11 protein-coding genes and 1 pseudogene are annotated in these 14,514 nt (G+C 72.7%); 6 read left to right on the top strand and 6 right to left on the bottom strand.

Annotated features, from left to right (window positions below):
* Positions 1 to 29: 29 nt before the first annotated feature.
* The 4 genes from ACFOSY_RS10530 to ACFOSY_RS10545 all read right to left on the bottom strand — a co-directional run bounded on the left by ACFOSY_RS10530 (position 30) and on the right by ACFOSY_RS10545 (position 4,714).
* Positions 30 to 1,520, bottom strand: coding sequence for a glycoside hydrolase family 3 protein (locus ACFOSY_RS10530; protein ID WP_394306485.1), 1,491 nt, complete (start codon positions 1,518 to 1,520; stop codon positions 30 to 32).
* Positions 1,521 to 1,529: 9 nt separating this feature from the next.
* Entirely contained in the window at positions 1,530 to 2,363 is an 834-nt protein-coding gene (locus ACFOSY_RS10535) for a carbohydrate ABC transporter permease (protein ID WP_394306486.1), read from the bottom strand.
* Entirely contained in the window at positions 2,360 to 3,346 is a 987-nt protein-coding gene (locus ACFOSY_RS10540; protein ID WP_394306487.1) for a carbohydrate ABC transporter permease, read from the bottom strand. The genes ACFOSY_RS10535 and ACFOSY_RS10540 overlap by 4 nt, the downstream gene beginning before the upstream one ends.
* Positions 3,347 to 3,433: 87 nt before the next feature.
* On the bottom strand, positions 3,434 to 4,714 hold the full coding sequence (locus ACFOSY_RS10545) for an extracellular solute-binding protein (RefSeq protein ID WP_394306488.1): 1,281 nt from the start codon (positions 4,712 to 4,714) through the stop codon (positions 3,434 to 3,436).
* 373 nt (positions 4,715 to 5,087) lie between these two features.
* Here ACFOSY_RS10545 and ACFOSY_RS10550 point away from each other — a divergent pair, with 373 nt between their 5' ends.
* Positions 5,088 to 5,852, top strand: coding sequence for a GntR family transcriptional regulator (locus ACFOSY_RS10550; RefSeq protein ID WP_394306489.1), 765 nt, complete (start codon positions 5,088 to 5,090; stop codon positions 5,850 to 5,852).
* Here the strand turns inward: ACFOSY_RS10550 and ACFOSY_RS10555 are convergent.
* Both ACFOSY_RS10555 and ACFOSY_RS10560 read right to left on the bottom strand, forming a co-directional pair.
* Entirely contained in the window at positions 5,833 to 6,714 is an 882-nt protein-coding gene (locus ACFOSY_RS10555) for a DUF6183 family protein (protein ID WP_394306490.1), read from the bottom strand. The genes ACFOSY_RS10550 and ACFOSY_RS10555 overlap by 20 nt on opposite strands.
* Positions 6,603 to 6,971: pseudogene (locus ACFOSY_RS10560) on the bottom strand (hypothetical protein); the annotation flags it as partial. The gene ACFOSY_RS10555 and the pseudogene ACFOSY_RS10560, both read right to left, overlap by 112 nt.
* A gap of 510 nt (positions 6,972 to 7,481) precedes the next feature.
* Here ACFOSY_RS10560 and ACFOSY_RS10565 point away from each other — a divergent pair.
* The 5 genes from ACFOSY_RS10565 (at position 7,482) to ACFOSY_RS10585 (ending at position 14,512) form a co-directional block, all read left to right on the top strand.
* Complete coding sequence (locus tag ACFOSY_RS10565) at positions 7,482 to 8,957, top strand: sugar transferase (protein WP_369159243.1); 1,476 nt, start codon at positions 7,482 to 7,484, stop codon at positions 8,955 to 8,957.
* 73 nt (positions 8,958 to 9,030) lie between these two features.
* Entirely contained in the window at positions 9,031 to 10,347 is a 1,317-nt protein-coding gene (locus ACFOSY_RS10570) for a nucleotide sugar dehydrogenase (protein WP_394306491.1), read from the top strand.
* A complete protein-coding gene (locus ACFOSY_RS10575) occupies positions 10,337 to 11,599 on the top strand; it encodes a glycosyltransferase family 4 protein (protein WP_394306492.1) in 1,263 nt (420 codons plus the stop codon). The genes ACFOSY_RS10570 and ACFOSY_RS10575 overlap by 11 nt, the downstream gene beginning before the upstream one ends.
* The gene (locus ACFOSY_RS10580; RefSeq protein WP_394306493.1) at positions 11,589 to 12,956 is read left to right on the top strand and encodes a polysaccharide biosynthesis protein; all 1,368 of its coding nucleotides are present in this window, start codon (positions 11,589 to 11,591) and stop codon (positions 12,954 to 12,956) included. The genes ACFOSY_RS10575 and ACFOSY_RS10580 overlap by 11 nt, the downstream gene beginning before the upstream one ends.
* On the top strand, positions 12,953 to 14,512 hold the full coding sequence (locus ACFOSY_RS10585) for a Wzz/FepE/Etk N-terminal domain-containing protein (RefSeq protein WP_394306494.1): 1,560 nt from the start codon (positions 12,953 to 12,955) through the stop codon (positions 14,510 to 14,512). Before ACFOSY_RS10580 ends, ACFOSY_RS10585 begins: the two co-directional genes overlap by 4 nt.
* Positions 14,513 to 14,514: the final 2 nt, after the last annotated feature.

The following is a 14,514-nucleotide window of genomic DNA, read 5'->3' on the forward strand; positions in this document are numbered from 1 at the left end:
GGCGCAGCCCCCACGAAGGATCCGCGGGTTCAGCCCGCCAAAACCGCCTCCGCCGCGGCCACGCCGCACACCCTCGCCGCCCCGTGCGTGGCAATGTGCAGCGCCCCCCGCGGCGCCGACTGCGGGACCCCCATCTCCACCACCACCGTGTCCGGCCCCGCCGCGATCAGCGTGTCCAGGGCCGCGCCCATCCACGGGTGACGGTGTTCGTCGCGGACCACCGCGACGACCCGGCGGCCGTTCGCCGCGCGCAGCGCCTCCGTGCCGGCGGAGGGGCCGGTGAAGTGGCCGGTGGTGGTGCCGGGGAGGAGTCGTTCCAGCTCCGCGCCGACGCCCCACGGCGTCTCGTCGCCGACGGCGATGTTGGGGGCGGGGCTGAACGTGGCGACGTACACGGGGTCCGTGACCGGCGCGGGACCGGCCGCGCGGGTGACGGTCACGGCGCGGCGCGCGGCGGTCAGGCCGATCTCCGGCGCGGGGTCGTCGGCGGCGGAGGGCGAGCGCCGGGTGCCGGTCGTCCACGCGGCCAGGGACCTGACCCGCGCGGCGGCGTCGGCGAGCCGTTCCTCGGGCAGTTCGCCGGAGCGTACGGCGGCGACCAGGGCCTCCTGGAGCCGCAGCACCGTGTCCTCGTCGGCGAGTCCGCCGCCCACGCAGATCGCGTCGGCGCCGGCCGCGATGGCGAGCACGACACCGTGTTCGAGACCGTACGTGCCGGCGACGGCGCCCATCTCCATGCCGTCGGTGACGATGAGACCGTCGTAGCCGAGCTCGCCGCGCAGCAGGCCGGTGAGGATGCGCGGGGAGAGGGTGGCGGGGCGGTCCGGGTCGAGCACGGGCACCCGGATGTGGGCGGTCATGACGGCGCGGGTGCCGGCCTCGATGGCGGCGCGGAAGGGCCGCAGTTCGCGCTCGTGCAGCGTGGTGGCGTCGACGTCGATCTGCGGGAGCGCGTGGTGGGAGTCGACGCTGGTGTCGCCGTGGCCGGGGAAGTGCTTGGTGCAGGCGGCGACGCCGTTGGACTGGAGGCCCTCGACGTAGGCGGCGGTGTGCCGGGCGACCAGGTCCGGGTCGCGGCCGAAGGAGCGTACGCCGATCACCGGGTTGTCGGGGTTGGCGTTGACGTCGGCCGAGGGCGCCCAGTTGAGGTTGACGCCGCACGCGGCGAGCCGGCGGCCCAGTTCGCGGGCCACCCGCCGGGTGAGGGCGGGGTCGTCGACGGCGCCGAGGGCGTGGTTGCCGGGGAACGAGGAGCCGGTGCGGACCTCGAGGCGGGTGACGTCGCCTGCCTCCTCGTCGATGGCGACCAGCAGGTCGTCCCGTTCGGCGCGCAGCTGGGCGGTGAGGGCGGTGACCTGCTCGGGGTCGGCGACGTTGCGGCCGAACAGGGCGACGGAGACCAGGCCCTCGGCCAGGGCGCGCCGCACCCAGTCGGGTGCGGTGGTGCCGGTGAACCCCGGCTGGAGCACGGCGAGCGCGTCGCGGGTGACGGTGCCGGCGCCGGTGGTGAATGTCGTCATCGGGTGGCGTTATCCCTTCACGGCGCCTGCGGTGAGGCCGCTGACGGCCCGGCGCTGCAGGAAGACGAAGAGGATCAGGATCGGCACGGCGAACAGGGAGGAGGCGGCCATGGTCGCGCCCCAGTCGTCGCCGAACTGGGTCTGGAAGCTGGACAGCCACAGCGGCAGGGTCTGCGCTCCGCCGGACTCCTTGCTGAGCACCAGGACGAGGGGGAACTCGTTCCAGGCGGTGATGAAGCCGAACATGGAGGTCGACATCAGGCCGGGCGCGAGCAGCGGCAGGATGACGCGGCGGAAGGCCTGGACGCGGGTGCAGCCGTCGACCATCGCGGACTCCTCCAGCTCCTTCGGCACGGCGGCGACGAAGCCGCGCAGCGTCAGGATGGTGAAGGGCAGGATCATCATCATGTAGAACGCGGTCAGCGGCACCAGGCTGTTCAGCAGGGAGGCGTCGCGGACGATCATGTAGATCGCGATGACCATGACCTCCCAGGGCGCCATCTGGGCCAGCATGAACCCGATGACGAAGCCGCGCCGCCCCTTGAACCGCATGCGGGCCAGGGCGAAGGCGCCGGCCAGCGCGATGATCAGGGAGAACACGACGGCCAGGCAGGTGACGACGAGCGAGTTGCGGACGAACGTCCAGAAGTGCTCGGCGTCGACAGCGGTGCCGAAGTGTTCGAACGTCATGTTCGTCGGGAACCAGACCGGGTCCTCGGCGATGATGTCGCCGGTCGGCTTCAGCGCCGTGGCGAACATCCAGTACACGGGGAAGATGCACGCGACGAACACGACGAGGGCGGTGGCGTTGGGCCAGACGCGGCCGAAGAGCGAGCGCTTCACGACTCGTCCTCCTCTTGCTTGAGCACGATCCTGAGGTAGTACGCGGTCAGGCCGAGCATGATCAGGATGGTCAGCACCGCGATCGCCGCGCCCATGCCGTAGTGCTGGTTGCCGACGCCCTCGATGTAGGCGTAGACGGGCAGGATCTCGGTGAGCCGGTCGGGGCCGCCGCCGTTGAAGGTGAAGACCTGGACGAACGCCTTGAAGATCCAGATGATCTCCAGGAACGTCGTGGCGTAGAGGAACGGCCGCAGGAACGGCAGGGTGACGGTGGTGAAGCTGCGCCAGGCGCCGGCGCCGTCGAGCGCGGCCGCCTCGTACAGCTCGCCGGGGATGGTGGTGGTCGCCGCGTAGAGGTTGATCGCGACGAACGGCACGGACATCCAGACGATGAGCACGGTGACGACGAAGAACGTCGACATCTGGCTGCCGGTCCAGCTGTAGTCGGCCATGGAGTGCCAGCCGAGCTTGTCGAGGACCCAGTTGACGACGCCGAAGCGCTGCGCGAACAGCCACTGGTAGACGGTGGTGGCGGCGACCACGGGCATCGCCCAGGCCAGCACCAGGCCGATCATCAGGGTGAGCCGCATGCGCCGGCCGAGGCGGGCGAGCAGCAGACCGGTCAGGGCGCCCAGCAGCATGGTGAGGGCGACGTTGACGGCCGTGAACAGGATGGAGCGGAGGGTGACCCGCCAGAAGTCCTCCCCGGTGAGGGCCTCCTTGTAGTTGTCGACGCCGTTCCACTCGGTGACGTGCTGGATCAGCTGCGCCATGTTGAGGTTCTGGAACGACAGCAGCAGGTCCTTCAGCAGCGGCCAGCCGAGCAGCAGCACGGTGGCCGCGACGGCGGGCAGCAGCAGGAGGTACGGGGCGAGCGCGCCGGCCCGCGACGCGGCTCTGGGTCGGGGCCCGGCGGAGGGGGAGTCGCCCGACTTGCGGACGTCCGCCGGTGAGGAGGGCGGCCGTTCGGTCTGCACGGTCATGCTCGCGATCTCTCTTCTCGGCGTGCTCAACGCGGGCGGGGACCGTCCCGTCGGCCGGTCCCCGCTCCGGTCGGAGCGCGTGCGCTGTTACTGCTGCTGCGCCAGGCGCTTGTTGAACTCGCCCTCGACCTGCTTCGCGGCGGCGGCCGGGGACTTGCCGTTCAGGACGGCGGTCAGGTACGTCTTGATCGGGTTGGGGGCGTTCTCGACGGCGGCCCACTCGGGGATCAGCGGGGTGGTGCCGCCGACGGCGGCGGCCGGCGCGGCGGCCTCGGCGGGCGCGTTGCCCTTGAGGTTGGTCTGCAGCGCTTCCTTGTTGGGGATGACGCCGTTGAGCTTGGCGAGCTGGCCCTCGTACTTGTCGGAGAGGGCGAGCTTCAGGAACTCCTTGGCGAGGTCCTGCTTCTGGCTGCCCGCGGCGACGGCGAGGTTGGAGCCGCCGAGGAAGACGCCCTCGGGCTTGGCGGCGGTGGCGCCGGGGATGGTGAAGTAGCCGATCTGCTTCTCGATGGCCGGGTTGGCCTCGATCGCGATGCCGGCCTCCCAGCCCATGCCGATGAAGGCGCCGACGTTGCCCTTGGCGAAGACCTCGCCCTGCTGCGGGGTGGCCTCGTCCTTGTCCTTGGGGGCCTTGGACAGGGCCTGGAACTTCTTGTAGGTCTCGGCGGCCGCGGCGACCTTCGGGTCGTCGAGGTTGGAGACGTACTTGTCGCCGTCCTTCTTGACGAGTTCGCCGCCCTCGCCGATGACCAGGCCGACGAAGTGGTACCAGTTCTGGCCGGGGAGGTAGATCGGCTCGGCGTCGGTCTTCTCACCGATGGTCTTGAGCGCGGCGTAGAACTCGTCGCGGGTCTTGGGGGTGCCCTTGAGGCCGGCGTCGGCCCAGACCTTCTTGTTGTAGAGGACGACGCGGTTGGCGAAGTACCAGGGGGCGGCGTACTGCTTGCCCTCGAAGACGGAGGACTCGTTGAGGGACTCGGTCCAGTCGGCGCCGATCTCCTCCTTGAGGTCCGCGAGGTCGGCGAGGCCGCCGGTCTTGGCGTAGGCGGGGGTCTGGGTGTTGCCGATCTCGAAGACGTCCGGGGGGTTCTCCTCGGACAGGGCGGTGGTCAGCTTCTGCTGGATGCCGTTCCACTGCTGGACCTCGAAGGTGACCTTCGCCTTGGTCTTCTTCTCGAACTCGGCGGCGAGGTCCTTCTGCCACTGGTCCGGTGAGGAGCCGTCCATGACCCACACGGTGAGCGTCTGCCCGGCGTAGCCGTCCGCGCCGGCCTTCTTGCCGCTGTCACCGCCGTCGTCGCCCCCGCACGCAGCGACCGAGAACAACATGCCCGCGACCCCGATCGCGGCTATCAGCTTGCGCTTCACGCGCCACCCCTCCTCAGGAATGCCTTGCACACCCACGCCCTCGCGGTGACCCTGACAACGGCGCAACAGCTCGGCGGGCTGGGACCCGGCTTCCGCTAAATGGTTTAGACCAGCAAGGGGAGCTTGGCCTAGACCTATGGTCATGTCAAGGGTTGCCGGACTCACGGCTGGGTAACGGCAACGAGCCCTGTACGGGGTGGAGATGTCCGCCCAAACGGGGACGGGATCCAGGGTTGGACTAGACCAAAGCAAGAGCACGCCGTTATAACGGGATCGCCGAGCGTGCGGCGCCGATCACTGGCGGTCCGCCGACGTGCACCGCGGCCGGCCCCCTGCCGTCCGCGCGCCGGACACCGCAGCCGGAAGGCAGGACATGAGCACGGACGTCAGCAGCGCCCAGCCCGGCACGGGGGCGCCGGGCCGCCGGGACCGCGTGCCGAAGTACTACCGCATCAAGCAGCGGCTGCTGGAGATGACCGACGAGCGCGCCCCGGGCTCCCCGATGCCGGCCGAGCGGCTGCTCGCCGTCGAGTTCGGCACGTCCCGCACCACGGTCCGCAAGGCGCTGCTGGAGCTGGTGAGCGAGGGGCGGCTGGACCGCATCCAGGGCAAGGGCACGTTCGTGGCCCGCCCGAAGGTGTACCGGACGCTGCAACTCACCTCCTACACGGAGGACATGAGGGCGCAGGGCCTCAACCCCGCCTCCCGGGTCCTGGACATCGGCTACGTCCACGCCGACGCGGAGCTGGCGGCGCTGCTCGAGGTGGCGCCGGAGGACAAGGTGCTGCGCATCGAGCGGCTGCGGCTGGCCGGGGGTGAGCCGATGGCCATCGAGGCGACCCACCTCTCCGCCCGCCGCTTCCCCGGCCTGCGCCGCAACCTGTCCCGCTACACCTCCCTCTACACCACGCTCGCCGAGGTGTACGGGGTCCGCCCCGCCGAGGCCGACGAGACCATCGAGACCTCCCCGGCGACCCCCCGCGAGGCCGGCCTGCTCGGCACGGACGTGGGCCTGCCGATGCTGCTGCTCTCCCGCCACTCGCGGGACGAGACCGGAACCCCGGTGGAGTGGGTACGTTCGGTGTACCGCGGCTCCCGCTACAAGTTCACAGCCGTCCTCACCCGCCCGGCGCCGTGACATCGGTGTCGGTCGCCGCAAGGACCGCGACGCGCGTACGCGAAGGGTCGAGTACTGCGAAACCAAGGTCGGCGGTGTCGTGGTGGAACCACGGGGTGGAAGCGAGGAAGCGCACCCACCGGTGATCGGGGGTTGTGCGCACGGCGTCGAGGAACGGTACGTCGGCGGGTAGTCCCATGAGGGCGTACAGACTCTCCCACGCGAAGAGCCGCGCATACGCACCGCCCTGCCCTTGCCCACCGACCCCGCCGTAGAGGGCGGCGGAGAACAGCTCGTTGAGCACGTCATCGGGCGTCGTGGCACAGGCGACCGCGCTCCCGCCCCCTTGCAGGCAGGCCAAGGGAAGCCGTTCCAGAAGGGACGTGCCGAAGTCGCCGGGATCGAGCGGCGCGGGCAGCGCGAAGAATCGCACCTCGGGGGTGCGCGCCCATCCCCCGGCGGTGAACGGCCGCGCGACCGCCCGCGCCCGCGCGTCGTCGTCCCCGCCGACGGCACCCCGCCCGGCCGCCGCGCCGACGTCGCTCGGCGGCAACTCCGGGAAGCGAGACCGAAGTTGTTGCAAGGTCTTGACCGACCCCAGTCCTCGCACGCGGACACCGAACCGGTGCTCGACGTCCAGCCGCGTCTCGGGCAGCCGCGCCAGAGGATGCCCCAACTCCCGCAGCCTCCCGGCATACGCGTCCATCCGCTCCCGTCCGGCCCGCGCCCCCAGCAACGCGAGCTCCCCACCAGCGCGCCGGCGAAGTCCGCCGCCGCGTCGTTGTCGAAGGGTCCGGTGCCCCAGGTGCCCATGTCGCTCTCCTCGTGTGCCGTCGGCGGCATCCTCGCAGCAGGCGCTGACACTCTCCGCGGGGCTTCGCACGGACCGCGGAACCGGTGGTTCAGCGGTTGGATCTCGGACATCCGTGGACGGTGCACGCATGCGTTCGAACGGGGGTGGAGGGGCGGGTTCCGGGGGTCGGGCGGGGGTGGCGCCGCGGGGATCCGGGGGTGTCTGCGGTGCGGCGGGGGCAGAGGGGCCGTACGGCTGTCAAGTGGGCCGGGACCTCGGCCGTCGCCGCCGGCAGGGGTGCGCGGGGCCGGCGCCGCGGGGTCGTCGGCGGGGGTCGTACGTGTCATCACGCAGTCGTACGACGGGAGTTGAGACGCTGGTGCGAGGGGCACGAGGACGGGTTCCGGACGGCGTATTCAGCCACGTTGCCTGAACACAATTTCCCCACACCCTCTCTTCTTACAGGCCCTGATGGTCTAGATTGACCCTGCTTCGGCTGTTCGGGCACGAGGCGACCGATTAGTTGATCTTTAAGTCCGGCGCCTGGGGAGGGGTTCGTCCGCGGCGCCAGGCGTGGGGGTGATCACACCGCTGGGCCCCGGGGGGGCTCGGGTGCGGGGGCGCACCCGGGGGACCGGTCAGGTCCGCTCGGCTCCATGTAACGGCGCGGCCGTGTGTGTGCCGCTGCCGCCGCGACAAGTTGTTCACGTTGTTCTTTGTCCGTCCGCTGCCGGCATGCCGGCGCGGGAGGCGGGGGCCTCCCGTGGCGAGGAACAGCGCGGTTCGGGGGGTGGGGTCCCCCCGGCAGAAACAGTGTCAGGCGAACACGTCGCATTACTGGGGACCTGGGGGGTTCTGTGCGGCAAGGGGGATTGGTCGGCCCGTTCCCGTCGGAACGGGATCTGGCGGACGGGGCGTTTCACAGAGGTACGGCCGACTGGGAGCACCGGTACCGCCGTACCGTGATCACGAGCGACACCGTGGCGACCGCCGTCGTGGTCGCCGGGATCGGCAACTTCTTCGGCGTGCGGGACGCCGCCGACTGGCACGAGAAGTGGGGCATCCTCGCCTTCGGCACCTGGCTGCTGGTGCTGGGCGCGCTGGCGGTGAGCCGGTCGTGGTCGCCGACCGTGCTCGGCCAGGGCGCCGAGGAGTTCCGGCGGCTGGGCCGCTCGCTGTTCATGGCGACCGTCGTGCTCGCGCTCGGCGGGATCGCCCTGACCTCGCGCAACATAAAACTCTGGATCTTCGTCGCGGTACCCGCGATCGCGCTCGTCACCATGACGATGCGCTACCTGCTGCGCCTGCGGCTGCACCGCCGGCGCAAGGAGGGCCGCTGTCTGCGGCCGGTGCTCGCGGCCGGGAGCCCGGACACGGTGCGCGACCTGATCGCCCGCACCCGCAAGTACCCGCACCTGGGCTGGCGCGTGGACGCCGTGTGCACCACCGACGGCCCCGGGATCGACGGCGACCGGCTGGACGGGGTGCCGGTGGTGGGCCGGCTGGCGGACGTCGCCGACCACGTCCGCCGGGACGGCTACCGCGTCGTCGCCGTCACCCCCGACGCGCACTGGTCCCCGGACCGGCTCCAGCGGCTGTCGTGGAACCTGGAGGGCTCCGACGCCGAGATGGTCGTCGCCCCGGTGCTGATGGAGGTGGCCGGGCCCCGGCTGCACGTCGACGCGGTCCTCGGCATCCCGCTCCTGCGGGTCAGCATGCCGGCGTTCACCGGCGGCCGTCGCGCGGTCAAGGGCGTCGTCGACCGGCTCGGCGCGCTGATCCTGCTGCTGGTGCTCGCGCCGCTGATGCTGCTGGTCGCGCTGCTCGTGGCGACGGACAGCCGGGGCGGGGTGTTCTACCGGCAGCGCAGGGTCGGCAAGGACGGCCGCGAGTTCACCATCCTGAAGTTCCGCACGATGATCCCCGACGCGGACCGCGTCCGCGCCGCGCTCGCCGGCCTCAACGAGGGCGCCGGGCCGCTGTTCAAGATGCGCCGCGACCCGCGGGTGACCCGGATCGGGGCGGTGCTGCGCCGCTACTCGCTGGACGAGCTGCCGCAGCTGTTCAACGTGCTCACCGGGTCGATGTCGCTGGTCGGTCCGCGCCCCCCGCTGCCGGAGGAGTGCGCCGCCTACGGCCCGGACATCCGCCGGCGGCTGAAGGTCAAGCCGGGGCTCACCGGGCTGTGGCAGATCAGCGGACGCAGCGACCTGTCGTGGGAGGAGGCGGTCCGGCTGGACCTGCGGTACGTGGAGGACTGGTCGCTCGCCCTCGACACGGTGATCTTGTGGAAGACGCTGCGCGCCGTGGTGCAGGGACAGGGGGCGTACTGATGCGCGGCGGCCGTGGGGCGGCCGGGGTGCGGAGCGCAGGCCGCAAGGGCCTGCCCGGGGGGAGGAACGGGTCATGAGAGTCAGCGTGTTCGGGCTCGGCTACGTGGGCTGCGTGTCGGCCGCATGCCTGGCCAGTATGGGTCACGAGGTCATCGGGGTGGACGTCAACCCGGTGAAGGTGGACCTGGTCAACGACGGCAAGGCGCCCGTCGTCGAGGAACGGATCGGCGAGGTCGTCGCCGAGGTCGTGGGCAGCGGGGCGCTGCGCGCGACGACCGACGTGCGGGAGGCGATCGAGGGCAGCGAGGTGTCCCTGGTCTGCGTGGGCACCCCGTCGGAGCCCAACGGCAGCCTGTGCACGACGTACTTGGAGCGGGTCACCGAGGAGATCGGCGCGGCGCTGGCCGAGCGGGGCGGGCGGCACACGGTGGTGTTCCGCTCCACGATGCTGCCGGGCACCTGCCTGGGCCTGCTGGTGCCGATCCTGGAGAAGCACGTCGGCGGCACCGCCGGGGTCGACCTCGGGGTCGCGGTCAACCCGGAGTTCCTGCGCGAGGGCACCAGCGTGCGGGACTTCTTCGACCCGCCGAAGACCGTCATCGGCGAGCTCGACACGGCGAGCGGCGACGTCGTCGCGGCGCTGTACGCGGACCTGCCCGGCGAGGTGTTCCGGGTGCCGGTGCCGACGGCCGAGGCGATCAAGTACGCGGACAACGCCTTCCACGGGCTGAAGATCGGCTTCGCCAACGAACTGGGCGCGGTGTGCCGGGCGCTCGGGGTGGACTCGCACCAGGTGATGGACGTGTTCCTCGCCGACCGCAAGCTCAACATCAGCCCCGCCTACCTGCGTCCGGGCTTCGCCTTCGGCGGCTCGTGCCTGCCGAAGGACCTGCGCAGCCTGGTGCACGCCGCGCACCGGGCCGACGTGTCGGTGCCGATCCTGTCCCATGTGCTGCCGTCCAACGAGGAGCACCTCCAGCGCGCGGTGGAGCTGGTGGAGCGCACCGGGAGGCGCAAGGTCGGCCTGTTCGGGCTGTCGTTCAAGCCGGGCACCGACGACCTGCGTGAGAGCCCGCTGGTGGAACTGGCGGAGCGGCTCTTCGGCAAGGGGTACGACCTGAAGATCCACGACGCCAACGTCAGCCTGTCCCGGCTGCTGGGCGCCAACCGCGAGTACATCGAGACCCGGCTGCCGCATCTCGCGCAGCTGCTCGCCGACTCCGTCGAGGACGTGCTGGACCACGCCGAGGTCGTCCTGGTCGGCACGAAGGACCCGGCCGTGCTGGCGGCGCTGCCGCACGGCGACGGCCCCGTGATCGTCGATCTCGTCCGCCTCCCCGACGCCGACGCGCGCCGGGCCGAACCCGGGTACGTGGGCCTTGCTTGGTGAGCCGAAGGGCGTGCGGGGCCGCCGCGCGCTGATCCTCGTGGAGAACCTGTCGGTGCCGTTCGACCGGCGGGTGTGGCAGGAGTGCCGGACGCTGCGCGACGCGGGCTGGGAGGTCGATGTCATCTGCCCGCAGGGCACGAAGCGGGACACGGAGCCGGAGGCCGTGATCGAGGGGGTGCGGATCCACCGCTACCCGCTGCGCGCGGCCACCGGAGGACCGGCCGGCTACCTGAAGGAGTACGGCGCCGCGCTGTGGCACACCGCCCGGCTGGCCCGCAAGGTCGGCCCGGTCGACGTGGTGCACGCCTGCAACCCGCCGGACCTGCTGTTCCTGCCCGCGCTGCGGCTGAAGCGGCAGGGGGCGAGATTCGTCTTCGACCAGCACGACCTGGTGCCGGAGCTGTACCTGTCCCGGTTCGGCCGGGGCAAGGACCTGCTCCACCGGGGGGTGTGCGCGCTGGAGCGGATGACGTACCGGGCGGCGGACGTGGTGCTCGCCACCAACGAGAGCTACAAGGACGTCGCCGTGCGCCGGGGCGGGCGGCGGCCCGAGGACGTGTTCGTGGTGCGCAGCGCGCCGGACACCGAGCGGTTCCGCCCGGTGGAGCCGGAGCCGGAACTGAGGCGCGGCAAGCCCCATCTGCTGTGCTACCTGGGCGTGATGGGCCCGCAGGACGGCGTCGACTACGCGCTGCGGGCGCTGGCGAAGCTGCGCGACGAGCTGGGCCGCACCGACTGGCACGCGGTGTTCGTCGGCGCGGGCGACACCTTCGACGCGATGGTGGAGCTCTCCCGGGAGCTGGGGCTCGCGGACCAGGTGGAGTTCACCGGACGCGTCCCGGACGCCGACCTGGTGCGCTGGCTGTCCTCCGCTGACGTGTGCCTCTCCCCCGACCCGTGCAACCCGCTCAACGACGTGTCGACCATGAACAAGGTCCTGGAGTACATGGTCATGGGCCGGCCGATCGTCTCCTTCGACCTGAAGGAGGCGCGGGTCTCCGCCGGCGAGGCCGCCGTGTACGCGGCGGGCGACGACGAGCTCGAGTTCGCCCGGCTCGTCGCCCAGTTGCTGGACGACCCCGAACAGCGTGCCCGGATGGGGAAGTTCGGGCAGGAACGGATCAACGGCCCGCTGGCCTGGCGCAATTCGCAGGCGGCGCTGCTGGCCGCCTACGAGGCCGCCGTCGGGGGCGGCGCGGACGCGGCGGCGGCCCGGAGCGGGCGGGAAGAAGGCACGTCCCTTGAGCGATGACGCGATACGCCTGGTCACCATCGGGCGGATGCTCCGCAGGCGCGGCAGGCTGCTGACGGTCCTCGTCGTGCTGGGGGCGCTGGCCGGCTTCGGCGTCTCCCTGGTGTTCCCGCCGCGCTTCACCACGTCGGCGTCGGTGCTGCTGCCGGGCGCCTGGGAGGAGCGTGTGCTGCTGACCCAGGCGGAGATCGCCACCAGCACGGTGGTGACCGACCGCACGGCCGCCGAGCTCCGCTGGGCCGGGGTCGACGGCGAGGAGCTGCGCGAGCGGGTGCGCGCCCAGGTCACCGACGGCAACATCATCAAGATCTCCGGCACCGCCGAGAGCCCCGCGAAGGCCCGGCGGCTCGCCGACGAACTGGCGCGGCAGTTCGTGGCGTTCTCCGCGCGGATCGTCGACGACACCGCCGACCCGACGGCGGCGGCCGGCCCCGACCAGCTGCGGCAGATGGTGCTCACCACCAGCCGCCGCATCACCGAGCTGGCCGACTCCGCCGACCCCGGCCGGACCGTGGAGAGCGTGCAGACCCGCACCGAGCTGGCGAAGCTGCGCACCGCGCTCCAGGAGGCGATCGGCAAGCTGGACCAGGCCGGTTCGAACGCGGCCGGCTCCCGGCTGGTCGTCATGGGTCCGGCGGCCGAGCCGTCCGGCGAGGCCCCGCCCACCCGGGTGCAGCTGATCGCCGCCGGGGCGGTGTTGTTCTTCCTGCTGGCGGTCGTCGGGCATCTCACCTCGGCGCGGGTGAACCGCCGACTGCGCTCCGAGCGGGAGATCGCCGCCGCGCTCGGGTCCGGGCTGCTGGGCGGCGTCGACGTGGCCGCGCGGCGGGGCGCGCTGCGGCCGGAGGGCGGCGGGGCGCGGCAGCGGGTCCGCCGGCTGCTGGGCGTCGACACGCCCTGGAACGCGCCGTCCCCGCCCACCGCCGGGGACGAGGCGAGCCTGGGCATCCGGTACCGGCGGGTGGTCGGCCGGATCCGCGAGCTGGCGCCGGGCGCGCGGCGGCTGCTGCTCGTCGTGGCCGACGACGACGCCGTCGCCCTGCGGGCCGCCGAACGGCTGGCGGAGGAGGCCGGGGGCGACCCGCTGCTGCGAGTGACGGAGGTCTCCGCCGAGGCGCCGCTGGTGCCCGACCGTGAGGAGGAGTCCGGGGTCCTGGTCGTACTGGGCGCGGGCACCCGCACCGCCGCCGAACTGGCCGGTGTCGCCGAGGCGTGCGCGGACGCGGGCCACGACGTCGTCGGCATCGTCCTGGCCGACGCGGTCCGGACCCGTCCGGCGCGGTCCGCCGGCCCGCCGCGGGAGGCCGCCGCCCCGGCGCTCGCCCTCGGCGACGGCGCGCGGGGAGGTGCGCGATGACGAGTACGACAGCGGAGCCGGTGGCCGCCGCTCCCCTGCTGGATCTCCAGGCCCTGGTGGTGTCGGTGCGCAGACGCCGCCGCCTGTGGAGCTGCCTGGCGCTGCTGGGGCTGCTGATCGGGGTGGCGGTGGCGGTGCTGCTGCCCCCGCCGCCGACCGCCGTGACCAAGGTGCTGGTCGCGCACCAGGACGACCAGCCGAACGACCCCGGCACGCTGATCCGCACCGACGTGGCGCTGCTGCACACCACGCGGATCGCCGACGCGGCGCTGGAGTCCCTCGGCTCCTCGGAGAGCGCCGAGGACTTCATGGAGGACTACGAGGGCGCGGGACTGACCAACAACCTGCTGGAGATCAAGGCCACGGGCGAGACCGGCGAGGAGGCGGTGGCACGCGCCGACGCGGTGGCCGAGGCGTTCGTCGCGGACCACGTGCGGCGGATCAAGCAGGCCGCGGCCGCCGACGCCTCGACGCTGCTCGCGCAGCGCGACCGCATGCAGAAGGAACTCGACGAGGTGAACAAGGCGATCGGCGACGGGCCGCCGGAGGGCAGCCCGGAGGAGTCCGCGAACCTGGAGACGCTGTTCGCCCGCCGCGCCGAACTCAGCTCCCGGATCAGCGACTTCTCGCAGCGGGCCGCGGAGGCCCGGGTGGGCACGCCCCGGCTGATCGCGGGCACGCAGATCGTGGACGCCCCGCACACCGTGAAGCACTCGCTGCCCCGGGCCGTCGCCACCAACGGCGGCATCGGGCTGGTCCTCGGCCTGGTGCTGGGCCTCGTGGTCGCCGCGGTCGCCTCGGTGGTGGGCGACCGCCCTGTGCTGCGCCGGGACATCGCGCGGCACCTGGGCGCCTCGGTCACCGCCGAGCTGCCGCGGTCCGCGCTGCGGCGCGGCCTGCCGGGGCGGCGCAGGCGCAGGCGCGCGGCGCGGACCCGGCTCACCTCGTCCCTGGCCCGTACGGTGCGCGGCTCCTCGGAGCCGCTGGCGCTGCTGGAGCTGGGCTGTGCGCGCGGGGCGGGCGTGATCGCCCTGGACCTGGCGCGGACGCTGGGGGCGGACGAGCCGGTGGTCGTGGTGGACGCCCTGCCCCGGCACGGCCCGGCCGGACGCCGGGCGAAGCCGGGCGACCCGGAGGTGGTCGGGGTGGAGCGGGCGGCGGCCCTGCCGTCCGACCGGCGCCGGATCGGCGTGGCCTCGGTGGCGCCCGGCGCGGCCTGGTCCGACCTCGCCGACCTGGCAGGCCGGGCGGTGCTGGTGGTGTCCGCCGGGCACGGCACCACGGCGTGGCTGCACACCGTGGCGCGGCAGCTCGCCGACCGGCGTGTGGAGGTGGCGGGCGTGGTGCTGGTCGACCCGGATCCGCGGGACCGGACGGACGGGACGCTGTGGGACGGGCCGTTCCCGGTGCCGCGGGTCCGCGAGGGACGGCCGGCCCGGCAGAACGGCGGGAGCGGATCGCACGCCGTGCAGGCCGTGGCCGACACGCCGCGGCGCACGGAACGGCTGCCGATGTGGGCGGCGCGGGTCCCGGACAGCGACCAGGAGGCGCGGTAGCT

It is taken from the genome of Streptomyces lusitanus, assembly GCF_042647945.1.
GTDB lineage: Bacteria > Actinomycetota > Actinomycetes > Streptomycetales > Streptomycetaceae > Streptomyces > Streptomyces pseudogriseolus.

What these genes read in the sequence shown, in the direction of transcription:
- ACFOSY_RS10585 (WP_394306494.1), top strand. Translation starts at nt 12,953, where the DNA reads ATGACGAGTACGACAGCGGAGCCGGTGGCCGCCGCTCCCCTGCTGGAT.
- ACFOSY_RS10540 (WP_394306487.1), bottom strand. Translation starts at nt 3,346, where the DNA reads ATGACCGTGCAGACCGAACGGCCGCCCTCCTCACCGGCGGACGTCCGC.
- ACFOSY_RS10550 (WP_394306489.1), top strand. Translation starts at nt 5,088, where the DNA reads ATGAGCACGGACGTCAGCAGCGCCCAGCCCGGCACGGGGGCGCCGGGC.
- ACFOSY_RS10530 (WP_394306485.1), bottom strand. Translation starts at nt 1,520, where the DNA reads ATGACGACATTCACCACCGGCGCCGGCACCGTCACCCGCGACGCGCTC.
- ACFOSY_RS10570 (WP_394306491.1), top strand. Translation starts at nt 9,031, where the DNA reads ATGAGAGTCAGCGTGTTCGGGCTCGGCTACGTGGGCTGCGTGTCGGCC.